Below are 22,137 nucleotides of genomic sequence, written 5' to 3'. Positions count from 1 at the left end.
CGAGATGCTGGGCGCCGCGGTCCAGGCCTTCGAGGTCACCCTCGACTACCTCAAGGTCCGCGTGCAGTTCGGCCAGGTGATCGGCTCCTTCCAGGCCCTGCAGCACCGCGCGGCCAAGATGTTCACCGACCTGGAACTGGCGCGTTCGGCCGTCGAAGCCGCCCTCCAGGCGATCGACGCCGGCAGCCCTGACGTGCCGGAGCTCGTCTCGCTGGCCAAGGCCAAGATGGGCGACACCTTCCACCTGGTGAGCAACGAGATGGTCCAGATGCACGGCGGCATCGGCATGACCGACGCCCACGACGCGGGCTTCTACCTCAAGCGCGCCCGCGCCTGCGAAGCGGCGTTTGGGAGCCAGAGCTACCACCGGGATCGCTACGCCAAGATCCAGGGATATTGACGCTTCGCTTCGACCCCCGGCTTGCCGGGGGTCGGGGTAAGAACGTGAGCCCTCCGGTCGCAAGGCCGGAGGGTTTTTCGTTTGTGGAGGTGGGCTATCGTGGCGGTCCAGTTCGGGAACAAGCCTGATGGCGACAAGGCCGTCTAGCGTGATCATGCAAGATAGCTCACAGCCTATGGACGCGGCATAGCTTTCAGGCTATATTTCGTATGTGCCGTGGACCGTTCGCAACCATGACCAATTCGACCTGGAGTTCGACGCCTTGCCCGTCGAGGTCCAGGACGAGCTTCTGGCGATGATGGCGCTTCTGGAAACCTACGGGCCAGGGCTCGGTCGGCCGCACGCCGATACATTGGCGGGTTCAAGGCACGCCAACATGAAGGAGCTGCGTTTCAAGGCCGCGGACGGAGTCTGGCGGGTGGCGTTCGCGTTCGACCCTGAGCGGCAGGCGATCCTGCTGATCGCCGGCGACAAGGCAGGCGTCGCGCAGAAGCGGTTCTATAAGGGGCTGATCGTCAAAGCTGACAGCCGGTTCTCCGAACACTTGAAGGCGTTGAGGGAGATTTGAAGATGGGCCGCACGCGCGACGAAATCATGGCCGGCCTGCCCAAGGTCCGCCGAGCGCGGATCGACGCCCGCGCCACCGTCCTGGCCGGCGAGGTGGAGGGCCTGAAGGCCCTTCGCGAACTGGCCGATCGCAGCCAGGAGCAGATCGCCCAGGCGTTGGGAGTCAAGCAGCCCTCGGTGCTCAAGATGGAGCGCCAAGCCGACCTCTACCTTTCGACGCTGCGCCGGTTCGTCGAAGCGGCCGGCGGCACCCTGGAACTGCGCGTGGAGCTTCCGGGCAAGGGCGTCCTTCACCTGACCGGAATGGGCGACACCCGCTGATCGGATTGGCGCGGCAGTGGCGGCGGGCAATTAAGTATGGTGTCCCCGAATTTCCCGGCTGAGACTTGGAGAGCCCCGTCGGCGAGAGCCGGTGGGGTTTTTCGTTGGGCGCTCCCAGCAAAACTAAAAGTTGCAGAACACGCGCACTTCTCGAATAGTCGAGTACCTGCTCGATCCGCAGGGAGAGCAAAAGACAGAATAGGAATGTCGACCGGAGACCGATCGGCCGAGTTTAACTCTTAGAAGGCGGCACCCTATCGGGGGGAGATTCCGGCGCTTCATCGGCGCCTATCGAACCATCATCCTGCCAATTCGCAGAAATGGTTTCGGCCCAAGCTTTATTTCGATCAGCGAACACTGTCGCTTCATCGATTGATTTCTTGAGCCAGCCATCTTCAAGCATGTTCGGCTTGGTCATTATGGCCTCCTCTAGGGTGATAGCCACCTTACGCTACCGAATCAGAGACACATATCCCCTAGTTTCATCTCCGGCGCAGATATCCACATGGCGATACAACCAAGAAACACCGAGATAGTCGTTGGCATTGTGGCACGCATCGGAATCGAAACTCCTCATGTCGCTCAAGCCATTGCCAAATGTTTGAGTGAGTATGGATACAATAGTATCCACCAGATCAAGATAACTGACACCTTAAAGCAGTTATCGAGCTTTAGCGGAATACCGAGTAAGCCGATGGAGGAGCGATACAAAGCCTTCATTGGAGCATGCAATGAGGTTCGTCTTCGAACCAGCTCCGATAACATAATGGCTAGACTGGCGGTCGCGAGAATCGCGGCCCTAAGGGCTGCTGATGCTGGGTGCGAAGAAGGTGAATTGGAGAAATTAGAGGCAGCGGCCGTCAGCCGCCGCGCCTTTGTTCTCAATCAACTAAAACGCCCTGAAGAATCCGCCCTGCTCAGGTCATTGTACGGCGAGCATTATGTTCAAATATCCTGTCATGCCCCAGTCGAAAGCAGGGCACAGGCCCTGTCGGTGCGAATCTCTCATGATCACCCGGCGAAGCCCCGCGCCGATGCCTGGATAGGTGAAGCTCATAACTTGATACGAGTGGATGATGCGGAGGAAGATAATCCTCATGGTCAGAGAGTCCGGGACATTTTTCCCTCCTCTGATGTAGTCATAGATGCCTCTTCTCAGGCGATCATGGATCAGCAGCTTTCGCGGTTCTTCTCGGTATTGTTCGGCGACTATTCGGTAACGCCGACTGCCGATGAACACGGAATGCAACTCGCGAGCACCGCAGCACTCCGATCCTCAGATTTGTCACGTCAAGTGGGCGCGGCAATCTTGAATGCCAACAACGAGGTGGAGGCGTTAGGTTGTAATGAAGTTCCGAAAGCTTTCGGTGGAACTTATTGGGAAGGTGATAGTCCCGATGGTCGCGAACATGCGCTGGGCGGCGACACTAACGATAGACGAAAGCGAGAAGTCCTCACTGACCTAGCCTTTCGTTTTCGCACCGCTGGACTTCTTTCCGAAAAATATCGAACAGACGACGATGCGTTACTAAAAGACATATTTTCGCGAAATGATGACGTGATCAGCGATTCCCAAGTGATGGACTCGCTGGAATATGGACGAACCATACATGCTGAAATGAATGCCATTACGGATGCAGCCAGAAACGGGCACTCAATAAGAGGATCTACCTTATACTGCAACACGTTTCCATGTCATAATTGCGCGAAGCACATAGTTGCGAGCGGAATTAGGAAGCTGTTTTATCTAAAACCGTACCCCAAAAGCTACGCTAGCGACCTGTTTGTCGATTCCGTTGTTATAGATCAAAATAGTTCTGATAAGGTTCTATTCAATCAATTTATTGGTATAACGGGCCCTATGTATATCCGCGTCTTTCAGAAAAATAAGTGGAAGATGCCAGACGGCAGCATTAGGGAATTCAACCGCAAAACAGCGTCTTTTGTCCATGGCTCTTTGGTTCCGTCATACGTTAGAGCTGAAAGTTTGCTTTCAAAGCAACTGGGCGGCGACCTTCGTGCTGCTGAGTTAGTTCCTATGGATCCCGCTAATTAGCGGGGCTCCCAAGCGGCCGACGCGCGGACGAAAATTCAAGCACGCGCGGATCGGCGATCGGAGGCTTGAGTTTTGGCGACGCACTACTCATTCAGCATCTGCGCTTTCAACCACATCCCCCCGCCGCACGACCGCCTCGCCGTCCCTGAGCGTGCGGAACGCGATCCCCTGCTCCGTCATCCAAGCCACAGCCCGAGCGGCGGCTTCGGCCTCCGCGTGGGCCGATGCGAAGTGGGGGACGATGGCGAAGTCGACGAGGCCAAGGCCCTCCCAGATCGGCGCGGGGTCGTAGCCGGGCGGGACGGCGTCGGGGTCGGGGTCGGGGTCGTCCATCAGGTGGAGACCGGGATTTTTGGGGACACTATACTAATTGCGCTCAATGAAGCCTACCGCCCCGAGGCCGTGTGACATACGATGATCCCGCAGACAAATGTACGGCAATTCCGTATAGTCCCACATGAACTCGGGGCGGCAGTTCGAGTGGGATGACGCCAAGGCGCAGAGCAATCTGGCCAAGCACGGTGTTCCAATCGTCTATGCCGCCCGCGTGTTCCTCGACTGGTCGACTTCGACGCCTCCAAACCCGAGGACGGCGAGGTTCGACGCAAGGCGGTCGGGGTGATCGAAGGACGGCTGTTCGCGCTGGTCTATGCGGAGCGGGACGGCGTCATTCGCATCATCTCGGCGCGCCGCTGCAATGCCGCGGAGGCAAGGCGCTATGGCCCGGTTCACTCTTGATCCGAACACCCCACCGGAGCTGACGGCCGCCGAGCGCGCGCGGCTGGAGGCCCTGTCGGACGCGGAGATCACGGCCGGCGCTCTGGCCGATTCGGACAACCCGCCGCTGTCGGCCGACGAATTGCGGAAGCTGGAGGCCGTGCGTCGGGTGCGGGCGGTGCGGGCGCGCACGGGCCTGAGCCAGACGCGCTTCGCGCAGGCCTACCGGATCAATGTCGCGCGGCTGCGGGACCTGGAACAGGGCCGCACCCAGGCCGACAGCGCGATGATGGCCTATCTGACGGTGATCGAGCGGGAGCCGGAGGCGGTGCGTCGGGCGTTGGCGAAGGGCTAAGATAGGCTAGACCTTGGGCCACAGGTTCTCGGAGGGCGTTGTGATATCCAAAGCAGGATCGCGGCGCCTCTGGTGGGTCTTCCATCGGGAGAGGCTCGGCCTGGTGCTCGGTGTCGCGATGGCCACCGCTCTCAGTGCCGTTCATGCTGGATACGGCTCCGGCGACGACGGTCTACGGCAAGATCACGGGCTTCCGCGCCGGCCAGTCCGACACCGCTGCTAACATGTTCGTCCAGGTGCTGCTCGGAAAGCGACCGATTGTCGTGGAGCTAAGGCCCGGCCATGGGTGCGAGGTCGGCGGGAGGATCGAACTGCTGGACCGCAAGACGATGCGTTTCTATCGCTACAGCGCCGCGAGCCACCGGGTCGTGGACCCTGGCGGCGTAGGCGCGGCGGTCGGCGTCGGGGCCAACGCGTTGGAGACCACCACAGCCCGTACCCCGGGGCCCGCGCAGTCGAGCAGGGGCTGGACCGTGCGAGGTGGAGGCGCATCCGTCATCCCAGGCTTCGGGGCCCAAGGCGGCGGATGAGCGGCCTTCGCCAGCGGGCCTGGCGCTAGCGGAAGAGGAAGCCCAGCAAGCCGCGACGCTTCCTCGCCGAGGCGGGGGCGCCGACGCGGGCCGGACGACGCAGGGCCGTAAAGGCAGGCTGGTCGTCGGCTTGCTCGGGCTGGTAGCCGCAGAGGGCCTCGGACAACAGCGCCGGCAGGTCGAAGATCAGATCGACGCCGGCGTCCTCGCCGCCCTCGGCCTCCTGCTCGGCCAGCAGGCGGTCGCGCAGGGGGATATATTGCGGCGGCGGCTCGCCCACCACGGCGAGGTGATCGATCCCCTCTTCGGGGTCGTGCTCGACGGACCAGGCCAGCCCGCCGCCGGCATAGGCCTGAATGATCGACCACATGACCGTCGTCGAGTAATCGACGGCGAGGACCGGGCCCTCGCGGGACAGGGGCGCCAGGAACTCGGCCCTGCTGAAGTCGCCCGCCTGCTTGCCGATCGCGACAACCGTCACCCAGCCGCCGGGCAGTTCGGCGCAGACGAGGCCGTCGTCCACCTCCGCCTCCGCGCCGGTGTCGACATAGCCGAGGGCTTCGATCGCCTCAGCCCTGGAGCGACCGTTGAACGCCACCCACGCCACAGCACCCATGGTTTCTCTCGCGCTTCAAGATTGCATATCATTCCTCATTGCAGCTAATGGAGGTATCACCACACTGTCAATGTTCCTTATCTGTTCTGAGTAGACGCCCGTTCAAGGCTAAGCCCCCTGGTGGGACCGGAAGTCCCAGGGAGGCGCATGGCAGGTCGCTCCGTCCGAGGGTTCGAAATATCGCTTCAGCGGCCGGACCCTTCCGCGCCGTCGGCCATTCCTTCCCTATCCTGGCCGCCCCCGCATCGCTGGGGGAGCTTTTCCTTGAGCGAGGGCTGTCGCCTCGCCTCCCATATGAAGATCTACGCCAAGCGGCCTGGCGCACCTCCGGATGATGACCATGGCGCATGATTTTTCGACCTCCATCCCAAGACGAAGCGTGGTCGCGCTGACCCTGACCGCCGCCTCGGCGGCCGTGCTGGCGGCGACGGACAGGGCCTATGCGCAGCCCAAGCCGGCCGCGCCCGAGAAGAGCCTGTACGACCGGCTGGGCGGTGTCTTCGCCATCGCCGCGGTGGTGGATCACTTCAGCGACGCGGTGGTGAAGAACCCTGTCGTCGGTAAGGGGTCCAAGAACCCGCAACTGCGGGAATGGCACACCAAGAGCCTGGACCGGCTGGCCGGGCTGAAATTCATGCGGACCCTATGGGTCTGCAAGGTCTCGGGCGGGCCGTTCGAGTACACGCCCACCAGGCCCGGCGCGACGCCGCTGGGTCTCGAGGAGGCCCACCGCGACCTGCGGATCTCGCCCGCCGAGTTCGACGAGGTGGCGGCGGAACTGGGACGTAGCCTGGACTTCGCCAAGGTCCCGAAGGCCGAGAAGGCCGAGGTGCTGGCCGCCTTCGCCGCGCATAAGGGCGAGGTGACAGCGGGCTACGCGGCGCGCGGTTGAGGCGGTTTGACGTCCGCGTCCGATGAGGGTGGCTGTGGGGATATGTTCTCTTTTTGTTCTTGCCTGGTCGGCCGTTTGCGGCTAAGCTTCGAGGTGTGACCGGATACGACTTCGCCAACCGCTGGATACCCCCGCGCGAGCGGTATGTGCCGCCGATGGACCACACCGGGGGCCACAAGGACTCGCAGTATCGGCGCGAGATCGGCGAGGTGATCTGCGCGCGGATGGAGGTGGGCGAGACCATCGCCTCCATCGCCGCCGATCCGGCCATGCCGTCCTACGCCACCATCTTCCACTGGCGGAAGGTGCAGCCGGAATTCGCGGCGATGTACGATCGGATCCGCGCCGACCTGGCCGAGGGCAGGGTGTCGAACCGGCGGGGCAAGCACGTGGCCGACGCCTGGCGCATTCCCCACGAGATCAGGCTGGGGCTGCGCCGCCATTGGGTGGCGGGCGCGAAGAGCACCTATGACCGGGCCTGGGCGGAGCGGTTCTGCGAGCGGGTGGCGGCCGGCGAGGCGGTGAGCGCCATCGTCAAGGACCCGGACATGCCCTCGTCCAAGCAGGTCTATGGCTGGCTGAAGCGGCAGGAAGAGTTCCTGGACATGTACATCGCCGCCAAGGCCGACCAGCGGGACTGGCTGGAGTTCGAGGTGGATAATCTGGTGATGGATGTCCGGCCCGAGACTTTCAAGCAGACCAAGGAAGAGGTCGCCCGGCTCGAAGGCTGGATCGGGCGGCTGACGCCCAAAGCCTATCGGCCGCCGGGCGGCTCTTGACTCTATAGATTACGAACGTAGTCTTGTACGACTACGTTCGTAATCTTGAAGGGACCCTTGATGGCCGTCACGCACCGCCTCTTCGTATCCGCCGCGATCTGCACCGCGCTTTGGGCCGTCCCGGCCATGGCCCAGGCCGCGCCGCTCACCGTGGGCGCGGTGTTCGCCAACGCCAGTCCGATCGCCCAGGGGGTAATGGTGGTGCTAATCGCCTCCAGCCTCGCGGCCGTGGCGGTCTGCGCACGCAAGGTCGCCTCGGGGCCGCACCTTGCGGGGGGCTCGGCCTTCCTGTCGGGGCTGCGGCTGGGCGGGCCGCTGATCGGCTGCCTGGGCGCGGCCTATGTGGCGTTCCTGAGCTTCCTGGGCATCTCCAACGTGCCCGTGCCGCCCACCCTGACGATCATCGCGCCGGGCCTGGCGGAGGCGGCGCTGATGCTGCTCCTGGGCCTGCTGTCGGGGGTGGTGGCGGTGATCGCCAACTGGGCGGTGGAGTCGCGCATCGACCGCGCGGTGCTGCGGTCCTGACGCCCTCGCTTCACATCACCGAGGCCGAGAGCTGGGTGCTCGATCCGCTGTGGCGGCGGGGGCCGATGTCCTTCGCCGCCCTGATCGCCGAGGTGAAGGCCGCCCAGCCCTGGGCCGACGCGACGATCAAGACCCTGCTGGGGCGGTTGATGCGCAAGAACCTGGTGGCCTCCGAGCGCCAGGACGGCCGCCAGCTCTACCGGCCGCTGGTGACCCGCGAGGCCTATGTGGACGCCGAGATCCAGGCCCTGGCCGACCGCCTGTTCGGCGGCGAGGTCGCCGCCCTGGCGCGGCGGCTGGCGGGGGGCGCCACCTGAGGCTGTCGCACCCCTACCGCGCGGAGCGAGTCCATTTGACACATGGTTAAGCCGGGCGGACGGTCGGGACGCGCCTGACCTAATCCTCGGGTTCACCGTTGCGCCGTCGGCCCTCGCGGGCCGGCGGCGTTTTCGTTGACGCTCACCGGCGCAAGAGCGCCTGACCCTCGCGCGGCTGGCGGCTATGGTGGGGCTTTGACGTTCCACGGATAGCCCCAATGATGATTATCGACTTCGAGTGCGACACCCCCACCAAGGAGGCCGTCGAGGACACGGTACGGCTGATCGAGTCCGGCCGCGGCTTCGACAAGGAAGGCTACGCCCAGCAGATGGCGCCCGGCTGGGCGGCCCAGATCGGCATGAGCCTGGAAGAATTCAACGAGGCCAAGGCGACCGTGGGCCTGACGGCCCTGGCGCTGAAGCTGTGCGAGGTCGACATGGCGCGCGCCATGAGCCACGCGCAGGTCATCGCCATGCTGGACAAGGCCGGAGTGGCGCGGGCCTGCATCGGCAATGCGGGCCGCCGGGCGAGCAACGCCGACGTGGCGAAGTTCGCCGCCGAGTATCCCGACCGCCTGATCCCCTGGTTCCGCATCTGGGGCGACGAGGGCGAGGCCGGCGTCGCAGCCCTGGAGCACGGGGTGCGCGAGCTGGGCTGCCGGGGCTTCGAGGTCTCGTCCTACCGCGAGGGGCGCTACATCAACGATCCCGCCTACTGGCCGTTCCTGGCCAAGTGCGTGGAGCTGGACATCCCGGTGCGGATCACCGTGGGCCTGCACCTGTTGTCGGACCGGCCCTATGACTTCGCCCACCCGAAATACCTGGACGAGGTGGCGGTGCGCTTCCCGACGCTGCGGATCATCGCGGGGCTGTCGGGCTGGCCCTGGGTGGCGGAGACCTGCGCCATCGCCTCACGCCACCAGAACATCTATGTCGACTTCGCCTGCCGGCGGGTGAAGCACATGCTGGCGCCGGGCGCGGGCTATGAGGCCCTGCTCTACTACGGAGCCCGCAACCTGCAGGACAAGGTGATCTTCGGCTCCGGCTGGGGCACCCACATGATCCCCCTGGCCCAGCTGGTGTCCGAGACCGACGAACTGCCGCTAAAGGACAGCGTGCGGGCCAAGTGGATGGGCGCCAACGCCGCGCGGGTGCTGAAGCTGGACTAGGGATAGGCCCGGCGCATGTGGGCGAGGGACTCGGCGACGAATTCCTCGCTGACGAGGGCCATGATCTCGCAGACGGCGCGGGCCTCGGCCTGGCGGGCCGGCGGAGCGACGGCGCCCAGGAAGGCCTCGACGTCGGCCTGAGTGGGCTGGGTCTTGTTCTGGCCCATGCGCGCCTCCCCTGGGACATCCTGACGCGGAAATCCCGGGCGGTGAAGAGCTTGTGACGCCCGGGCGCACGCCCTAAAGCCGAAGCGAACCAGGAGCGCGCGACATGGACGTCAGGGACAGCAACGGGACGATCCTCGCCGACGGCGACTCCGTCACCCTGATCAAGGACCTGAAGGTGAAGGGGACCTCAGTGACCCTGAAGCGCGGGACCCTGGTCAAGAACATCCGCCTGACCGGCGACGAGGGCGAGATCGAGGCCCGGGTCGAGAAGATCCGCGACCTGGTGCTGAAGACCGAGTTCGTGAAGAAAGCCTAGGCCCGCCCTTTCGGAGACCCCGCCCATGACCGCATTCGCCTCGCCCGCCGACCTCCACGCCGCCCTCGGTCAGCAGAGGGTGGTGTCGATGGAGCCCGGTCGGGCGGTGATCGAATACCTGGTCGCGCCGCACATGTGCCATTCGGGCGGCGTGGCCCAGGGCGGCTTCGTCTGCGGCTGGATCGACGCGGCCATGGCCCAGGCCACCGTGGGCCAGGACGCCGACATGACGCCGATGTCGCTGGAGTTGAAGGTCAGCTTCTTCGCCCCGGCGCGCCCCGGCCTGGTGATCGCCGAGGGCTGGGTGGAGCGGCGCGGGCGTTCGACGGCGTTCCTGGAAGGGCGCCTGCTGAACGCCGCGGGCGAGGTGCTGGCCAAGGGCAGCTCCACCGCCCGGCTGATGCCCCGCGCCCAGGTCGAGGCCAGCGCCCGTCGCGCGGTCGAATAGGCTCCGGGAATCTTTTTTCGAGCCCGTGGGCGCCTTGGACATCCGCAAGCTGATGGACGAGTCGGACTTGGGCGAGGCCTTCACCCCCGAACTGGCCGCCCAGGAGCAGACCCTGCGCGAGCGCATGCAGCACTGAGCCGCCTTGCACCCCGACGCCGCGGGCGATCCTGCTGCGCCGCGCCGCGGCCTGCGGGGCCTGAGCGGGCGCCTTGACTTGAACCGGCGGCCGGGGTGGCATCGCCGCCGAAAAAGGGAGGATGCGTCATGAGCATGACCGGCGGATGCTATTGCGGGGCCTTGCGCTACGAGGCCGGCGGCGAGCCGCGGTTCAAGGGCCAGTGCCATTGCCGCGAGTGCCAGTACATCACCGGCGGGGCCGAGAACCTGTTCGTGGTCATGCCCTCGGCGGACTTCCGCTATGTGAAGGGCGAGCCAGCCAGGTTCGCCCGCGCCGACCTGGAGGCGCCCGCCACGCGGGAGTTCTGCGCCACCTGCGGCACCCACATCGTCACCCGCACGCCACGCGACGACAGCATGGTGATCCTGAAGGTCGGCACCCTGGACGATCCGGGGCAGTACCAGGGGCCGCAGGCGGCGATCTGGACCGCCGACGCCCAGAGCTTCCACATGATCCCCGAAGGCATAGCCACCTTCGCCGGGTTCCCGGGACGCTGAGGCGACGGCCGCCCGCCCTGCCGCCAAATCTCCTCTCTCCCCGCCTTTCGGGTGGAGAGAGGAGAGGCTGCGCCTGCGCGGGCGCCTAGGCCCCCGCAGTCGTCTCTAGCGGGCGGGGCGGCGGGGCGGTGGGGGGGCGGCCGATCCAGATCTGGCCGGAGCGGGCCATGACCTCGCCCGCCGCGTCGAACAGGGCGACGCCGGCGAAATGCTTGCGGCCTTCGACCTCGCGGGTCCAGGCGACCACCACATAGGTCTCGCCGGCGCGGGGCTTCTTCAGGACTTCGCCGGCCATGGTGCCGAGCAGGCCGACCGGCGCGCCGGTCCTGATCCACCAGGCCATGGAGCCCGAGCAGTCGAGCGCACCCCAGGTTATCTCGTCGGGGACTGTCCCGTCGGCGTCGGCGAAGTTGGCGTGTGGAGTCCAGAGGCCCGCGCAATGTCCGGCGGGCGCACCCTCGAGCTGGCCCACATGGACCCCCAGGCCCTCGCCGTCCTCGCGTTCGACGCAGCAGGAGAAGCAGCCGCGGTGCAGGGAACGTTGGGCGAAGGGCGAGGCCGCCTGAGCGGTTCTCGCCTCCTCGATCCCGGGCGGCGCCGGAGGCGTGGGGGGGATGGCGTCGTCCGAGGCCGGGCGGGCCGTGCCCAGCAGGGCGCCCTCGGCGTTGGACAGGATCACGCCGCCGTCCTCGCCGGGCGACAGGGTGACGGTCACATCAAGCGGCACACCGGCGCGCAGCATGGCCGCGCCGCGTCCGCCGACGGCGTTCGACAGCACGCCGCAGATGTATCCGCCATTGGCAGTGAAGGGAGGCCCGCGGAATTGGCGGGGCACCACGATCTCGGTCATTGAAAATATCGTCTCTGAATAGGGATTGGAATCGAAGTCGGCGTCTTTGAATGCCGCCATCATGACCATCCCCAGCCTTGAGCGGAAGACCCCAAGGCGTCGCGGGTCTCCGACAAGCTTGAAAGAGTCAAAGTCCCCCTCAGTCAGCTTCGCTGACAGCTCCCCCAGAAGGGGAGCATCTAGGAGCCGTCAGATCCTCCCCCAGCGCGCAGCGCGATTTGGGGCCCCGCCCTTCGCGAGGCGAAGGGCGTTCTTCGCGGCGATCGACAAATCGTTGTCGATCGCATCCGGCTCGCAAGAGCGAGCCGGCGCTCATCACGGTGGCGCGTCGCCCCCTTCGGCGACGTGACGGAGGGGGCTCGCCGCGCCAGCCTAGACCATCCGCGTGACGATACGTCCGACCTCGGCCAGCACGGCGTTGCGCGCGTCGGCGCTGGTCTTGGCTCCGGTCAGATAGGCGGCCACCAGGATGGGGGGGCGGTTCGGGGGCCAGAGGACAGCGATGTCGTTGGTGGTGCCGTGGCCGCCGGAGCCGGTCTTGTCGCCCACCTTCCAGGTCTTGGGGAGCCCGGCGCGCAGCCGCGCGTCGCCGGTCTGATTGGCCACGAGCCAGCCGACCAGCCGGGCGCGGGAGGCCGGAGTCAGCACGTCGCCCAAGGTGAGCCGGCGCAGGGTCTCGACCATGGCCGAGGGGCTGGTGGTGTCGCGCGGATCTCCGGGGGCGGACTCGCTCATGGCGGTCTCCCATCGGTCGAGACGGGTGACCGGATCGCCGATGGACCTGCACCAGGCGGTGAAGCCCTTGGGGCCGCCAAGCCCCTTCAGCATCAGATTGGCGGCGGTGTTGTCGCTGAGCGTGACCGCCGCCTCGCAGATGGCCTCCAGGGTCATGCCGGGCGCGCCGACCCGGTCCTTGGTGGCCGGCGAATAGGCGACGATGTCGGCGGCTGGGAAGACGATGCGCCGCCCTAGCTGGTCTTTGCCTTGATCGACCCGTGTCAGGACCTGAGCGGCCGCCAGGGCCTTGAAGGTGCTGCACATGGGAAACCGCTGGTCGCCGCGCCAGGCCAGGCGCCCCCCGGTCCGGATGTCCAGGACCGCGACGCCGAGGCGGCCCTTGCTGTGCGCCTCCAGGGTCTCGAATTCCTTAGTGAATCTTGCCTGGGCGCGCGCCAGGGCGGGCCATGCCGCCGCCGCGCCCGCCAGGGCGAAGGTGAAGTCTCGACGTCTCATGCCCGATCGCTCCCTGTCTGACAGGGGCAGATTGAAAGCCGGCGCGCCGATGCGCAAACGATGTTAGATCGGCGCTGACCCTAGAAAATTTTGGGAGTCAGAGCCATGTCGCGCGGCCACCTGCCCCTCAACGCCCTGCGCGCCTTCGAGACCTCGGCCCGGCACCTGAGCTTCACGCGGGCGGGGCTGGAGCTCTCGGTCACCCAGGCCGCGGTCAGCCACCAGGTGAAGGGGCTGGAGGCGCGGCTGGGGGTGACGCTGTTCCGCCGCCTGCCGCGAGGCCTGGCCCTGACCGACGAGGGCCTGTTCCTGCTGCCCGTGCTGCGCGACTCCTTCGACCGGGTCGGCGAGGTGATGGCGCGGTTCGAGGCCGGACGGGTGCGCGAGGTGTTGACCGTGGGGGTGGTGGGCACCTTCGCGGTGGGTTGGCTGCTGCCTCGGCTGGGGGCGTTCCACGAGGCCCATCCCTTCGTGGACCTGCGCATCGCCACCAACAACAACCGCGTCGACCTGGCGGGCGAGGGCCTGGACTGCGCCATCCGGTTCGGCGACGGCGCCTGGCACGGGACGCAGGCCGTGCGGCTGGCGGCGGCGCCCCTGACCCCCCTGTGCGCGCCCGCAGTGGCCCAGCGGCTGGTGGGGCCGGCGTCGCTGGCGGGCGAGATCCTGCTGCGCTCGTACCGCGCCGACGACTGGCCGGCCTGGTTCGCCGCCGCCGGCCTGCCCTGCCCGCCCCTGCGGGGGCCGCTGTTCGACTCCTCCTTCGTCATGGCCGAGGCCGCCGCCCAGGGGCTGGGCGTGGCGCTTGCTCCCGCCTCGATGTTCGAGCGCGACCTGGCCGCCGGACGGCTCGCCCAGCCGTTCTCCCTGGAGTCCGGTTCCGGCCACTACTGGTTGAGCTGGCTGAAGTCGAAGGAGCCGACGCGGGCCATGCGCGCGCTGGAGGACTGGCTGGCGCTCAACATGTCTTAGGCGGGCGGCGGCTGAGCACGCGGTATACCTAAGTCGGCCACGACAATACGTGCGTTCGCCCCAGCTCTACCGATTGATCGCCGTTACCTGGAGGCCTAGGCTCTCACCAACCCAAGAATCCAGGAGGGGCATTATGCGCAAGACCTTTACGACCACCTTGGCCATGAGCCTCGTCGCCGCGCTCGCCGTCTCGACCCCGGCGAGCGCCCAGTTCGGCATGGACAAGAAGCCGCCGAAGAACGCGGCGACGCCCGAGTTGCCCAAGTGCGACCGCCCGCTGGGCACCGCGGCGGTGCAGGAGCCGGCCAACCGCTGGTGGACCGAGCTGGGGCTCTCCAATCCGGAAGCTCTGCTGAAGCTGTTCGCGGCCCGCTCGGGCTGCCTGCGGATCGTCGACCGCGCCGGCGGCCTGCAGATGCGCACCCAGGAAGCCCAGCTGGGCGCCTCGGGCGACCTGCGCCGCGGCTCGAACATCGGCAAGGGCCAGGTGGCCTCGGCCGACTATTTCATCATCCCCGACATCGCCAACTCTGACTCCAACACCGGCGGCGCGGCGATCGGAGCCATCGCGGGCTCCCTGCTGCCCGGCGGCTTCGGCGCCCTGGCCGGCGGCCTGCGCACCAAGAAGGCCGAGGCCCAGGCGCTGATCACCCTGGTGGACGCCCGGACCACCGAGCAACTCTATGTCGCCGAGGGCGTGGCCAAGAAGACCGACATCTCCTTCGGCGGCGGCGGCAGCGCCTTCGGCACCACCGGCTTCGGCGCGGCGGCCGGCGGCGGCTACGCCAACACTGACATCGGCAAGGTGATCACCGCGGCCTATTTCAACGCCTTCATCGATCTGGTCCGCTACATGCAGGCTGGCCAGGTGCCCACCGGGGTCCAGGCCTCGGCCAACGCCGGCATCCAGGCCTACACCGCCAAGTCCACCGTGGTCCTGCGCAAGACCGCCTCGCCGCAGGCTGCGGCCGTCCGGTCGTTCGCCGTGGGCGAGCTCGTCTATCCCACCGGCCAGAAAAACGGAATCTGGTGGGAAGTCGACGACGAGAACGGCAACCGCGGCTGGGTCTCATCGGCCTTCATCACGCCCCGGAACTAGGTCTACGGCGCAGCTCGGAACTCCAGGCCGCTTCACGGGTTGAGGTTATAGCGGAGCCTCAACCCAGGAGCTGTCATGAGCATCGACATGAGTGACCGGGTCGCCGTTGAACGGCGGCTTTGGGAAGAAATCGAGCGCCATCCGGTCGGAATGCTGGGCGTCGTCGGCCGGTTGGCCCATCACACCCAGCCCATGACCGCCTTCGTCGAGCGCGAGGGCGAGCAGATCTGGTTCTTCACGAAGTCCGACAGCGATCTGGCCCAGCACGTCGGCGCCGGCCACAAGGCCATGTTCGTCTTCCAGCAGCGCGACGTGCAGGCCTGCATCTGCGGCCAGCTGACCCTGCAGCATGACCAGGCGCGGATCGACAAATACTGGAACGCGGTGGTGGCCGCCTGGTACCCGCAAGGCCGGGCGGATCCGAAGCTCACCCTGCTGCGCATGGAGTGCGAGGACGCCGACGTCTGGATCTCGCAGGGCGGGCCGGTGAAGTTCGCCTGGGAGATCGCCATGGCCAACGCCACCCGCCACGAACCGCACCTGGGCGGCCGGACCAACCTGCACTTCCACTGACGGCAGGCCCGCGGGGCCGTCGCCGGCCTCCAAATAAGACCATTCTGCGGCGCATCGTCGCGCTCGAAGTCAAGAGATCAGCGCCGCAAGATCAGCGGCGGATTCTGACGACGCCGACTTGTGCGCCAAAGATATACTTGCGTCGACTTGCCGACATACCCCCACGCCGTGACCACGGACAAGATCTTTCCTCCTCTTGAGGGAGCCAATTCTGCGTTTACAAAGCTCACATTGGACTTGTGTCGAGTTCTCGACAGTCTTGGAGCGACGTCATCGATAACTTGTAACCGAAGCTATACGGCTGCGTTCTGATTCCCCGATGCAAAGGCCCCTGATCTCGGTGCAAAATCGCTTGCTCTCAGCCCTGCCGCCCGAAGACTACAGGCTGGTGGCGCCGCATCTTACGCATGTGGACCTGGAACGCGGGCGGCTGCTGTACGAGCCGGGGGACCGGGTCGACACGGTGTATTTCCCGCATGACGGGGTCATCTCGCTGATGACCTTGATGGAGAACGGCGCGGCCATCGAAAGCGCCACGATCGGGCGCGAGGGGGCGCTCGGCCTGATGGGCGCGGTCGCGCCGCGCCAGTCGCTGTCGCGCGCCATCGTTCAGACCCCGACGCGGGCCGCCCGCATCGGGGCCGGCCAGCTCCACGAGGCCTGGGAGAAGAGCGCCAAGATCCGTGAGATGGTCGACATGCACACTGAGGCCCTGTTCGGCCACGCCGTGCAGTCGGTGGCCTGCAACGCCCTGCATTCGGTCGAGGCCCGGTTCTGCCGCTGGCTGCTGACCTGCCACGACCGCATCGCCACCGACACCGTCGCCCTGACCCAGGAGTTCCTGGCCGACATGCTGGGGGTGCAGCGGACCACCGTGACCGCCGTCGCCAGGACCTTGCAGGAAAAGGGCTATATCCGTTATCGCCGTGGGGTTGTGGATATCATCAGCCGCGAAGGCCTCGAGGCGGTGTCCTGCGAGTGCTACGACGTGGTGCGGCGCAACTATGAGCGGCTGCTGCCGCAGCACCATGCCGTCGAGCGGACCCGAAACTAGAGCGAGAAGACCAGCCGGGCGGCGACGCCGTCCTGGCATTCCAGGCTGAACTCACCCCGGACCTGCGCGGCCAGGCTGCGCACGAACCACAGGCCGAACCGCTCGCGGGCGCCGGGCGATGTGGGATCGAACCCCTGGCCGTCGTCCACCACGGTGAGTTCGTAGCGATCGTCGGCCAGGCGGCGAAGCCCGACCTTGACCACCCCCACCCGCCCGTCCGGATAGCCATGGGTCATGGCGTTCGAGACCAACTCCTGGGCGATCAGGGCGAGGGTCGAGGCGGCCTGGTCGGTGACCTGAACGGGCTCGCAGGCCAGCCGCACCTCGGCGGGACGCGCGCCCTGCCGGCGCTGCCAGACCGGGGTCATGTCGGCGAGATATGCGGCGAAATCGACCCCCGACTCCAGCCGGTGGCGCTCGAGCGCGCCCAGCGAGCCGATGGCGTCGGCCATCCAGGTGAGCTGGCGCTTGGCCTCCGGGTCGCCGGCCTTCTGCCCCCGCATGCGGGCCAGGGCGGCCATCAACTGGAAGGTGTTGGCCATCCGATGGCGAAGTTCGGACGCCGTCCTCGCATCGCCGTGTTCGTCGGTCATTGCGGTCAAAGCCCCCCAGCGTTTGAAAGCAGGTCTAGTAATACGCCTTCAACGGCGCGCGTCCGTCGCCGAGTTGACAGTTGTCGCAGGAATTGGCGGCGAACTCGTGATTTTTATATGGCCCAGGTTGAATAACTCGCGCCTCACGCGAATCTTCGCGGCGATCAGTCGCGGTGCGGGAAGGTCTCGAGGCCAGCCATGGCCGCCAGCCGCGCGATGTCGAAAGCCTGTTCCAGGGCCAGGGCGATCTCGTCGAGGGCGGCGTCGACGCGGGCGACTTCGTCGACGCCGTCCGACGCCGCGCCCAGCGGCGCCAGCAGGGCCGTCCGCGCCGCGCCCAGGCCGAACAGGCCGTGGACATAGGCGCCCATGACCCGGCCGTCGGCGGAGATCGCGCCGTCGGTCGTCCCATCGTCGCGGACCAGCATCGGGCGGGCGAGGTCGGGACCCTCCGTGCGGCCGACGTGGATCTCGTAGCCCTCGAACCGGCCGCCCGCGGTGAGGCTCCCAGCGGTCGGGGCCAGCACCTTGTCGCCGGTCAGGGTGGTCGCCACGTCGAGCAGGGCGAGGCCCCGCGCCTCGCCGGGCGGGCCCTCGACGCCCAGGGGGTCGGCCACCGAGCGGCCCAGCATCTGGAAGCCGCCGCAGACCCCCAGCACCCTCCCGCCCCGCCGGACGTGGGCGGCGAGGTCGATGTCCCAGCCCTGAGCGCGCAGGAAGGCGAGGTCGGCCAAGGTCGCCTTGGTCCCCGGCAGGATCACCAGGTCGGCGTCGCCCGGCAGCGGCGTCCCCGGGGGCACGAAGGCGAAGTCCACCTCGGGCTCGGTGCGCAGGGGATCGAACTCGTCGAAATTGGCGATGCGCGAGAGCATGGGGGCGACGATCTTCACCCGCCGCCGCTCGCCCGCGCTCACGCGGTCCAGCACCACGGCGTCCTCGGCGGGCAGCCGCCGGGCGGCGGCGAGCCAGGGGGCCATGCCGCAGTCGGCCCAGCCCGTGCGGCGCACGATCTCGGCCCGGCCGTCGTCGAACAGGCTGGGATCGCCGCGGAACTTGTTGATCAGGAAGCCCGCGATCATGTCGCGGTCCTCGGGATCGAGGACGGCATGGGCGCCGACCAGCGCGGCGATCACGTGGCCGCGGTCGATGTCGCCGACCAGGACGACGGGGACCTGGGCGGCGCGGGCGAACCCCATATTGGCGATGTCGCCGGACCGCAGGTTGGTCTCGGCCGGGCTGCCGGCGCCCTCGACGATCACCAGGTCGCACTCGGCTTCCAGCAGGCGGAAGCTCTCGAGCACCACGCCCAACAGCTCGACCTTGCGGCCCTGATAGGCGCGCGCGGCCCAAGTTCCCGCCATCTTGCCGCGCACGACGAGCTGGGCGCCGACGTCGCTCTGGGGCTTCAGCAGCACCGGGTTCATGTGGACGGTGGCGGGCGTGCGGCAGGCCATGGCCTGCAGGGCCTGGGCGCGGCCGATCTCACCGCCGTCGGCGGTCACCGCGGCGTTGTTGGACATGTTCTGCGGCTTGAAGGGGCGCACGGTCAGGCCACGATTGGCGAACAGGCGGCAGAGGCCGGCGACCAGCACCGACTTGCCCACGTCCGAGCCGCAGCCCTGGATCATCAGGGCGGCCATCAGCCGCCGCGCCCGACGATCTCGATCAGCGGACCCGAGGCGCCGGTCACGTAGCGGGCCTCGATGCCGTAGGCGGCGGCGAGAACGTCGGGCGAGAGCGCCGTCTCCGGCGCTCCGTCGGCGAGAATCTCTCCGGCCGCCATGACCACGATCCGGTCGGCGATGCGCGCGGCCAGGGAGAGGTCGTGCAGGGTCAGGACCACGCCCCGGCCCTGGTCGTGGGCGAGGCTGCGGAACAAGGCGCCGGCGTCGAGCTGGTGGCCGGGATCGAGACCGGTGAGCGGTTCGTCGGCCAGCAGCCATTCCGGTTCGCCGGCCAGGGCGCGGGCGATCAGCACGCGGCCCCGCTCGCCGCCTGAGAGGGTCGTGACGTCGCGCTCGGCCAGGGACTCGACCCCGGCGGCGGCCATGGCCCGGTCGATGGCCTGGGCGTCCTCCCGCGACAGACCGCTGGAGCCGATGAAGGGGGTGCGGCCGAGACCCACCAGGATCCGCGCCTCCACCGCCCAGGCGATCTCCGGGGTCTGGGGGATGAAGCCGATGCGCCGGGCACGCGCGCGCGGCGGCATGGAGAGCACGTCGATCTCGTCCAGGCGGACCTGGCCGGACTGGGGCCTGCGCAGGCCCGCCAGGCAGGCCAGCAGGGTCGACTTGCCCGCGCCGTTGGGGCCGAGGATGGCGGTGACGGCGCCCGCTTGGAAGGTGGCGGTCACGTCATCGACGACCAGCTTGCCGCCCAGGCGGACGCGGACCTCATGGGCGCTGAGCGTGCTCATGCGATCCTCTTTCGCAGCGACAGCAGCAGGGCGAAGAAGAACGGCCCGCCCAGCACCGCCATGGCCACGCCCAGCTTCACCTCGCTGGCCGCCGGGGTCAGGCGCACGGCGATGTCGGCGGCCAGGGTCAGGACCGCGCCGCCGATCGCGCTGGGGATCAGCAGCCCGCCCGGCCGCGCGCCGACCAGGGGCCGCAGCAGGTGGGGCACGATCAGCCCGACGAAGCCGATCACCCCGGTGACCGCGACGCTGGCGCCGGCGGTGAGCGCCACTCCCACGGCCAGCAGCCAGCGGGTGGCGGTCATGTTGATCCCAAGGGACCGCGCGCCGGTCTCGCCAAGCGTGAGGGCGTCCAGGCCCCGGCCGATGAGCAACAGCAGGCCGCAGCCGACGGCGATCAGCGGCGCGGCCATGCGCACGTCGTCGAGGCTGCGGTCGGCCAGCGACCCCATCAGCCAGTTGACGATCTCGTTCACCGCCCAGGGGTTGGGGGCGAGGCTCAGGGCCAGCGCCACCCCGGCGCCGGCCACGGTCTGCAGGATCACCCCGGCCAGCAGGAAGGTGACGATGCTGGAGGCCTGGCCCGACAGGGCCAGCAGCAGGAAGACGGCGATCAGGGCGCCGGTCATGGCAGCCGCGGCGATCACCCAGGGCTGGGAGGCGCCGGCGCCGAGGTAGAGGGTCAACACCGCCCCCAGCGCCGCCATCGACGAGACGCCGAGCGCGCCGGGATCGGCCAGGGGATTGCGGGTGTAGCCCTGCATGGCCGCCCCCGACATGCCCAGCGCCGCCCCGATGGCGATGCAGAGCAGAGTGCGCGGCAGGCGCAGCTCCAGGATGATCACCGAGCGGGGGTTGGCGGCGTCGGCCCAGTCCGCGAGCGGAACCCAGAGCCGGCCCGCGGCCATGCTGACCAGGGCCAGCGCGACGGTGAGGGCGACGAGGGCCGCGAGGGTGACGGTACGGCGGTTCATGCGCGGCCGCTCGCGGCGCGGGCCGCCAACGCCTCGCCGCGCGCCTTGGCCAGGAAGGCGGCGGTGCGGATCAGGGTCGGACCTCCGCAGAAGGTGAGCTGCTGAGGAAAGTCGGCCCGGTGCATGCGGTGGGCGACGCGCGCCAGCGCCGGGTGGCCGATCACCCGGTCGGACCAGGTGGGGGCGCCGGGCTTGACGCGTCCCGCCAGCAGGACGTCCGGCGGATCGGCGACCAGGTTTTCCAGCGGCACGGCGCCGGTGCGCTCCAGGCCGTAGCGGGTGGCCGCGTTCGCAAAGCCCGTGCGGCGCATCATCTCGTCAATCAGGGTGCCCCGCGCCGAGGCGAAGCCACCGGCCTGGAAGACCAGGGCGGTCAGCACCGGGATGCCCGGCGGCGGCGCGGCGGCGGCCAGGGCCGCCTTGATCCGGGCGACCAGGACCTCGCCTCGCTCGGGGCGGTGGACGAGGCCCGCGACATGGCGCACCTGGGCCAGGCTGGAGGCCACCGTCTCGTTCAGGTCGAAGAACTGGGCGGGGATCCCCAGACGCCGAAATGCGTCGCGGGTCGCCGGCGGCGTGAACCGGGAGGCCAGCACCAGGTCGGGCGCCAGGGCGAGCACCTCCTCGGCCGTCCCGTAGGTGAAGGGAAAGGCGGCGCCCAGCGCGCCGATGCTGGAGCTGCTGGGCTCGCGGGAGTAGTGGCTCAGCGCCACGATCTGGCCTCGGTCGGCCACGTGGACCAGGATCGCGTCCAGGCAGGGATTGAGCGAGACGATGCGGCGCGGTCCGGCCCTGGCGGCGCCGCCCAGCGGGACGGCCGCCCCGGCGGCCAGGGCCGACCTGCGGGTCAGCATCCAGCTCAAAAGTCGATCCCCCGCTGCGCCTTGATCCCCTGGTCGAAGGGATGCTTGACCAGGGTCATCTCGGTGACGAGGTCGGCGATGGCCAGGAGCTGCGGCTTGGCGTTGCGTCCGGTGACCACCACGTGCTTGTCGCGCGGCCGGGCCTCCAGGTCGGCGACCACCTGGTCGATGTCGAGATAGTCGTAGCGCAGGGCGATGTTGAGCTCGTCGAACAGCACGAGGTCCAGCCCCGGATCGGCCAGCATCTCCAGCGAGACGGTCCAAGCGGCCTGCGCCGCCGCAACATCGCGAGCGCGGTCCTGGGTGTCCCAGGTGAACCCCTCGCCCATCACCTCGAAGCGGACCTCATCGGGGAAACGCTTGAAGAACTCGCGTTCGCCGGTGACCCACTTGCCCTTGATGAACTGCACCACCCCCACCTTCTGGCCCCAGCCCAGGGCGCGCGCGACCATCCCGAAAGCGGCGGTGGACTTGCCCTTGCCGTCACCAGTGTGGACCAGCAGCAGGCCCGGCGCCTGGTCGGTCTTGGTGGCCATCAACGCCTCGCGCTGCGCCTTCAGCGCCTTCATGGCCTCGCGGTGGGCGACGTTCCTGGCGTCTTCGGTCATGGGGTCTCCCGTCGCGAGGGGTCGGCGGCGGACCAAGCGTGAGCCTGGTCC

31 protein-coding genes are annotated in these 22,137 nt (G+C 67.8%); 19 read left to right on the top strand and 12 right to left on the bottom strand.

From position 1 onward, the window contains the following. From Q8Q77_RS18190 to Q8Q77_RS18180, 3 genes are all read left to right on the top strand, one after another. A partial coding sequence (locus Q8Q77_RS18190) for an acyl-CoA dehydrogenase family protein (protein ID WP_305585211.1) occupies positions 1-400 on the top strand: 400 nt, incomplete at its 5' end. Between the two features lie 262 nt (positions 401-662). Next, positions 663-968, top strand: a complete 306-nt coding sequence (locus tag Q8Q77_RS18185; RefSeq protein WP_305585209.1) for a type II toxin-antitoxin system RelE/ParE family toxin — start codon at positions 663-665, stop codon at positions 966-968. 2 nt (positions 969-970) lie between these two features. Further along, on the top strand, positions 971-1,288 hold the full coding sequence (locus Q8Q77_RS18180; RefSeq protein WP_305585207.1) for an XRE family transcriptional regulator: 318 nt from the start codon (positions 971-973) through the stop codon (positions 1,286-1,288). A gap of 232 nt (positions 1,289-1,520) precedes the next feature. Here the strand turns inward: Q8Q77_RS18180 and Q8Q77_RS18175 are convergent, their stop codons facing one another. Next, positions 1,521-1,706, bottom strand: a complete 186-nt coding sequence (locus tag Q8Q77_RS18175) for a hypothetical protein (RefSeq protein ID WP_305585205.1) — start codon at positions 1,704-1,706, stop codon at positions 1,521-1,523. Positions 1,707-1,793: 87 nt separating this feature from the next. On the opposite strand from Q8Q77_RS18175, the gene Q8Q77_RS18170 reads away from it, so the two are divergent. Continuing rightward, complete coding sequence (locus Q8Q77_RS18170) at positions 1,794-3,344, top strand: anti-phage dCTP deaminase (RefSeq protein ID WP_305585203.1); 1,551 nt, start codon at positions 1,794-1,796, stop codon at positions 3,342-3,344. Positions 3,345-3,431: 87 nt separating this feature from the next. Here the strand turns inward: Q8Q77_RS18170 and Q8Q77_RS18165 are convergent, their stop codons facing one another. After that, on the bottom strand, positions 3,432-3,677 hold the full coding sequence (locus Q8Q77_RS18165; RefSeq protein WP_305585201.1) for a Type 1 glutamine amidotransferase-like domain-containing protein: 246 nt from the start codon (positions 3,675-3,677) through the stop codon (positions 3,432-3,434). A gap of 225 nt (positions 3,678-3,902) precedes the next feature. On the opposite strand from Q8Q77_RS18165, the gene Q8Q77_RS20780 reads away from it, so the two are divergent. The 3 genes from Q8Q77_RS20780 (at position 3,903) to Q8Q77_RS18155 (ending at position 4,946) form a co-directional block, all read left to right on the top strand. Then, positions 3,903-4,082 carry a BrnT family toxin gene (locus tag Q8Q77_RS20780; protein ID WP_371130478.1) on the top strand — a complete coding sequence of 60 codons (180 nt, stop codon included), beginning with the start codon at positions 3,903-3,905 and terminating at the stop codon, positions 4,080-4,082. After that, positions 4,063-4,416 (top strand): DNA-binding transcriptional regulator, encoded by a 354-nt coding sequence (locus Q8Q77_RS18160; RefSeq protein WP_305585200.1) that lies wholly within the window; start codon positions 4,063-4,065, stop codon positions 4,414-4,416. The genes Q8Q77_RS20780 and Q8Q77_RS18160 overlap by 20 nt, the downstream gene beginning before the upstream one ends. A 110-nt stretch (positions 4,417-4,526) precedes the next feature. Further along, entirely contained in the window at positions 4,527-4,946 is a 420-nt protein-coding gene (locus Q8Q77_RS18155) for a hypothetical protein (RefSeq protein WP_305585198.1), read from the top strand. Positions 4,947-4,971: 25 nt separating this feature from the next. Here Q8Q77_RS18155 and Q8Q77_RS18150 read toward each other — a convergent pair whose 3' ends face one another. Then, the gene (locus Q8Q77_RS18150) at positions 4,972-5,562 is read right to left on the bottom strand and encodes a hypothetical protein (protein ID WP_305585197.1); all 591 of its coding nucleotides are present in this window, start codon (positions 5,560-5,562) and stop codon (positions 4,972-4,974) included. Positions 5,563-5,902: 340 nt separating this feature from the next. Here Q8Q77_RS18150 and Q8Q77_RS18145 point away from each other — a divergent pair, with 340 nt between their 5' ends. The 5 genes from Q8Q77_RS18145 (at position 5,903) to Q8Q77_RS18125 (ending at position 9,244) form a co-directional block, all read left to right on the top strand. After that, positions 5,903-6,454 (top strand): group 1 truncated hemoglobin, encoded by a 552-nt coding sequence (locus Q8Q77_RS18145; protein WP_305585195.1) that lies wholly within the window; start codon positions 5,903-5,905, stop codon positions 6,452-6,454. A 95-nt stretch (positions 6,455-6,549) separates the two neighbouring features. Continuing rightward, complete coding sequence (locus Q8Q77_RS18140) at positions 6,550-7,233, top strand: hypothetical protein (protein WP_305585193.1); 684 nt, start codon at positions 6,550-6,552, stop codon at positions 7,231-7,233. Between the two features lie 60 nt (positions 7,234-7,293). Then, positions 7,294-7,758, top strand: a complete 465-nt coding sequence (locus tag Q8Q77_RS18135) for a MotA/TolQ/ExbB proton channel family protein (RefSeq protein ID WP_305585216.1) — start codon at positions 7,294-7,296, stop codon at positions 7,756-7,758. Beyond that, a complete protein-coding gene (locus Q8Q77_RS18130) occupies positions 7,713-8,075 on the top strand; it encodes a BlaI/MecI/CopY family transcriptional regulator (RefSeq protein WP_305585214.1) in 363 nt (120 codons plus the stop codon). The genes Q8Q77_RS18135 and Q8Q77_RS18130 overlap by 46 nt, the downstream gene beginning before the upstream one ends. Positions 8,076-8,293: 218 nt before the next feature. Further along, the gene (locus Q8Q77_RS18125) at positions 8,294-9,244 is read left to right on the top strand and encodes an amidohydrolase family protein (RefSeq protein ID WP_305585191.1); all 951 of its coding nucleotides are present in this window, start codon (positions 8,294-8,296) and stop codon (positions 9,242-9,244) included. Here the strand turns inward: Q8Q77_RS18125 and Q8Q77_RS18120 are convergent. Further along, the gene (locus Q8Q77_RS18120) at positions 9,241-9,411 is read right to left on the bottom strand and encodes a hypothetical protein (RefSeq protein WP_305585189.1); all 171 of its coding nucleotides are present in this window, start codon (positions 9,409-9,411) and stop codon (positions 9,241-9,243) included. The two genes, Q8Q77_RS18125 and Q8Q77_RS18120, sit on opposite strands and share 4 nt — an antisense overlap. A 104-nt stretch (positions 9,412-9,515) precedes the next feature. On the opposite strand from Q8Q77_RS18120, the gene Q8Q77_RS18115 reads away from it, so the two are divergent. The 3 genes from Q8Q77_RS18115 (at position 9,516) to Q8Q77_RS18105 (ending at position 10,851) form a co-directional block, all read left to right on the top strand. Further along, a complete protein-coding gene (locus Q8Q77_RS18115) occupies positions 9,516-9,728 on the top strand; it encodes an alkylphosphonate utilization protein (RefSeq protein ID WP_305585188.1) in 213 nt (70 codons plus the stop codon). A 25-nt stretch (positions 9,729-9,753) separates the two neighbouring features. Continuing rightward, positions 9,754-10,176, top strand: a complete 423-nt coding sequence (locus Q8Q77_RS18110; protein ID WP_305585187.1) for a PaaI family thioesterase — start codon at positions 9,754-9,756, stop codon at positions 10,174-10,176. A gap of 264 nt (positions 10,177-10,440) precedes the next feature. Continuing rightward, positions 10,441-10,851, top strand: a complete 411-nt coding sequence (locus tag Q8Q77_RS18105) for a GFA family protein (protein WP_305585186.1) — start codon at positions 10,441-10,443, stop codon at positions 10,849-10,851. 85 nt (positions 10,852-10,936) lie between these two features. Here Q8Q77_RS18105 and Q8Q77_RS18100 read toward each other — a convergent pair whose 3' ends face one another. Together Q8Q77_RS18100 and bla are read right to left on the bottom strand one after the other, a co-directional pair. Continuing rightward, positions 10,937-11,761 carry a hypothetical protein gene (locus Q8Q77_RS18100; protein ID WP_305585185.1) on the bottom strand — a complete coding sequence of 275 codons (825 nt, stop codon included), beginning with the start codon at positions 11,759-11,761 and terminating at the stop codon, positions 10,937-10,939. A gap of 312 nt (positions 11,762-12,073) precedes the next feature. Continuing rightward, positions 12,074-12,934: a class A beta-lactamase gene (bla, locus tag Q8Q77_RS18095; protein ID WP_305585184.1), complete on the bottom strand. Its 861-nt coding sequence runs from the start codon at positions 12,932-12,934 to the stop codon at positions 12,074-12,076. Positions 12,935-13,039: 105 nt separating this feature from the next. On the opposite strand from bla, the gene Q8Q77_RS18090 reads away from it, so the two are divergent. The 4 genes from Q8Q77_RS18090 to Q8Q77_RS18075 all read left to right on the top strand — a co-directional run bounded on the left by Q8Q77_RS18090 (position 13,040) and on the right by Q8Q77_RS18075 (position 16,632). Further along, positions 13,040-13,906 carry a LysR family transcriptional regulator gene (locus tag Q8Q77_RS18090; protein WP_305585183.1) on the top strand — a complete coding sequence of 289 codons (867 nt, stop codon included), beginning with the start codon at positions 13,040-13,042 and terminating at the stop codon, positions 13,904-13,906. Between the two features lie 133 nt (positions 13,907-14,039). Beyond that, the gene (locus Q8Q77_RS18085; protein ID WP_305585181.1) at positions 14,040-15,005 is read left to right on the top strand and encodes a CsgG/HfaB family protein; all 966 of its coding nucleotides are present in this window, start codon (positions 14,040-14,042) and stop codon (positions 15,003-15,005) included. Positions 15,006-15,080: 75 nt separating this feature from the next. Further along, positions 15,081-15,578, top strand: a complete 498-nt coding sequence (locus Q8Q77_RS18080) for a pyridoxamine 5'-phosphate oxidase family protein (RefSeq protein WP_305585180.1) — start codon at positions 15,081-15,083, stop codon at positions 15,576-15,578. A gap of 319 nt (positions 15,579-15,897) precedes the next feature. Then, positions 15,898-16,632: a Crp/Fnr family transcriptional regulator gene (locus Q8Q77_RS18075; RefSeq protein ID WP_305585179.1), complete on the top strand. Its 735-nt coding sequence runs from the start codon at positions 15,898-15,900 to the stop codon at positions 16,630-16,632. Here the strand turns inward: Q8Q77_RS18075 and Q8Q77_RS18070 are convergent. From Q8Q77_RS18070 to cobO, 6 genes are all read right to left on the bottom strand, one after another. Further along, entirely contained in the window at positions 16,629-17,225 is a 597-nt protein-coding gene (locus Q8Q77_RS18070) for a sensor histidine kinase (protein ID WP_305585178.1), read from the bottom strand. The genes Q8Q77_RS18075 and Q8Q77_RS18070 overlap by 4 nt on opposite strands. 164 nt (positions 17,226-17,389) lie before the next feature. After that, a complete protein-coding gene (locus tag Q8Q77_RS18065) occupies positions 17,390-18,865 on the bottom strand; it encodes a cobyric acid synthase (protein ID WP_305585177.1) in 1,476 nt (491 codons plus the stop codon). Then, a complete protein-coding gene (locus Q8Q77_RS18060; protein ID WP_305585176.1) occupies positions 18,865-19,641 on the bottom strand; it encodes an ABC transporter ATP-binding protein in 777 nt (258 codons plus the stop codon). Before Q8Q77_RS18060 ends, Q8Q77_RS18065 begins: the two co-directional genes overlap by 1 nt. Then, a complete protein-coding gene (locus Q8Q77_RS18055; protein WP_305585174.1) occupies positions 19,638-20,615 on the bottom strand; it encodes an iron ABC transporter permease in 978 nt (325 codons plus the stop codon). Before Q8Q77_RS18055 ends, Q8Q77_RS18060 begins: the two co-directional genes overlap by 4 nt. Then, complete coding sequence (locus Q8Q77_RS18050; RefSeq protein WP_305585212.1) at positions 20,612-21,469, bottom strand: ABC transporter substrate-binding protein; 858 nt, start codon at positions 21,467-21,469, stop codon at positions 20,612-20,614. The genes Q8Q77_RS18055 and Q8Q77_RS18050 overlap by 4 nt, the downstream gene beginning before the upstream one ends. Before the next feature lie 5 nt (positions 21,470-21,474). Next, a complete protein-coding gene (gene cobO, locus Q8Q77_RS18045) occupies positions 21,475-22,086 on the bottom strand; it encodes a cob(I)yrinic acid a,c-diamide adenosyltransferase (RefSeq protein WP_305585173.1) in 612 nt (203 codons plus the stop codon). Between the last annotated feature and the right edge of the window lie 51 nt (positions 22,087-22,137).

It is taken from the genome of Phenylobacterium sp. (genome assembly GCF_030698145.1).
Lineage (GTDB): Bacteria > Pseudomonadota > Alphaproteobacteria > Caulobacterales > Caulobacteraceae > Phenylobacterium.
This window is presented reverse-complemented; position numbering and strand designations above follow the sequence as displayed.

Excerpts from the sequence above, each read along its gene's own strand:
- Q8Q77_RS18180 (WP_305585207.1), top strand. The coding sequence starts at position 971 with ATGGGCCGCACGCGCGACGAAATCATGGCCGGCCTGCCCAAGGTCCGC.
- Q8Q77_RS18175 (WP_305585205.1), bottom strand. The coding sequence starts at position 1,706 with ATGACCAAGCCGAACATGCTTGAAGATGGCTGGCTCAAGAAATCAATC.
- Q8Q77_RS18170 (WP_305585203.1), top strand. The coding sequence starts at position 1,794 with ATGGCGATACAACCAAGAAACACCGAGATAGTCGTTGGCATTGTGGCA.
- Q8Q77_RS18165 (WP_305585201.1), bottom strand. The coding sequence starts at position 3,677 with ATGGACGACCCCGACCCCGACCCCGACGCCGTCCCGCCCGGCTACGAC.
- Q8Q77_RS18160 (WP_305585200.1), top strand. The coding sequence starts at position 4,063 with ATGGCCCGGTTCACTCTTGATCCGAACACCCCACCGGAGCTGACGGCC.
- Q8Q77_RS18150 (WP_305585197.1), bottom strand. The coding sequence starts at position 5,562 with ATGGGTGCTGTGGCGTGGGTGGCGTTCAACGGTCGCTCCAGGGCTGAG.
- Q8Q77_RS18145 (WP_305585195.1), top strand. The coding sequence starts at position 5,903 with ATGGCGCATGATTTTTCGACCTCCATCCCAAGACGAAGCGTGGTCGCG.
- Q8Q77_RS18135 (WP_305585216.1), top strand. The coding sequence starts at position 7,294 with ATGGCCGTCACGCACCGCCTCTTCGTATCCGCCGCGATCTGCACCGCG.
- Q8Q77_RS18125 (WP_305585191.1), top strand. The coding sequence starts at position 8,294 with ATGATGATTATCGACTTCGAGTGCGACACCCCCACCAAGGAGGCCGTC.
- Q8Q77_RS18120 (WP_305585189.1), bottom strand. The coding sequence starts at position 9,411 with ATGGGCCAGAACAAGACCCAGCCCACTCAGGCCGACGTCGAGGCCTTC.
- Q8Q77_RS18115 (WP_305585188.1), top strand. The coding sequence starts at position 9,516 with ATGGACGTCAGGGACAGCAACGGGACGATCCTCGCCGACGGCGACTCC.
- Q8Q77_RS18110 (WP_305585187.1), top strand. The coding sequence starts at position 9,754 with ATGACCGCATTCGCCTCGCCCGCCGACCTCCACGCCGCCCTCGGTCAG.
- Q8Q77_RS18105 (WP_305585186.1), top strand. The coding sequence starts at position 10,441 with ATGAGCATGACCGGCGGATGCTATTGCGGGGCCTTGCGCTACGAGGCC.
- Q8Q77_RS18100 (WP_305585185.1), bottom strand. The coding sequence starts at position 11,761 with ATGGCGGCATTCAAAGACGCCGACTTCGATTCCAATCCCTATTCAGAG.
- bla (WP_305585184.1), bottom strand. The coding sequence starts at position 12,934 with ATGAGACGTCGAGACTTCACCTTCGCCCTGGCGGGCGCGGCGGCGGCA.
- Q8Q77_RS18090 (WP_305585183.1), top strand. The coding sequence starts at position 13,040 with ATGTCGCGCGGCCACCTGCCCCTCAACGCCCTGCGCGCCTTCGAGACC.
- Q8Q77_RS18085 (WP_305585181.1), top strand. The coding sequence starts at position 14,040 with ATGCGCAAGACCTTTACGACCACCTTGGCCATGAGCCTCGTCGCCGCG.
- Q8Q77_RS18080 (WP_305585180.1), top strand. The coding sequence starts at position 15,081 with ATGAGCATCGACATGAGTGACCGGGTCGCCGTTGAACGGCGGCTTTGG.
- Q8Q77_RS18075 (WP_305585179.1), top strand. The coding sequence starts at position 15,898 with ATGCAAAGGCCCCTGATCTCGGTGCAAAATCGCTTGCTCTCAGCCCTG.
- Q8Q77_RS18070 (WP_305585178.1), bottom strand. The coding sequence starts at position 17,225 with ATGACCGACGAACACGGCGATGCGAGGACGGCGTCCGAACTTCGCCAT.
- Q8Q77_RS18065 (WP_305585177.1), bottom strand. The coding sequence starts at position 18,865 with ATGGCCGCCCTGATGATCCAGGGCTGCGGCTCGGACGTGGGCAAGTCG.
- Q8Q77_RS18060 (WP_305585176.1), bottom strand. The coding sequence starts at position 19,641 with ATGAGCACGCTCAGCGCCCATGAGGTCCGCGTCCGCCTGGGCGGCAAG.
- Q8Q77_RS18055 (WP_305585174.1), bottom strand. The coding sequence starts at position 20,615 with ATGAACCGCCGTACCGTCACCCTCGCGGCCCTCGTCGCCCTCACCGTC.
- Q8Q77_RS18050 (WP_305585212.1), bottom strand. The coding sequence starts at position 21,469 with ATGCTGACCCGCAGGTCGGCCCTGGCCGCCGGGGCGGCCGTCCCGCTG.
- cobO (WP_305585173.1), bottom strand. The coding sequence starts at position 22,086 with ATGACCGAAGACGCCAGGAACGTCGCCCACCGCGAGGCCATGAAGGCG.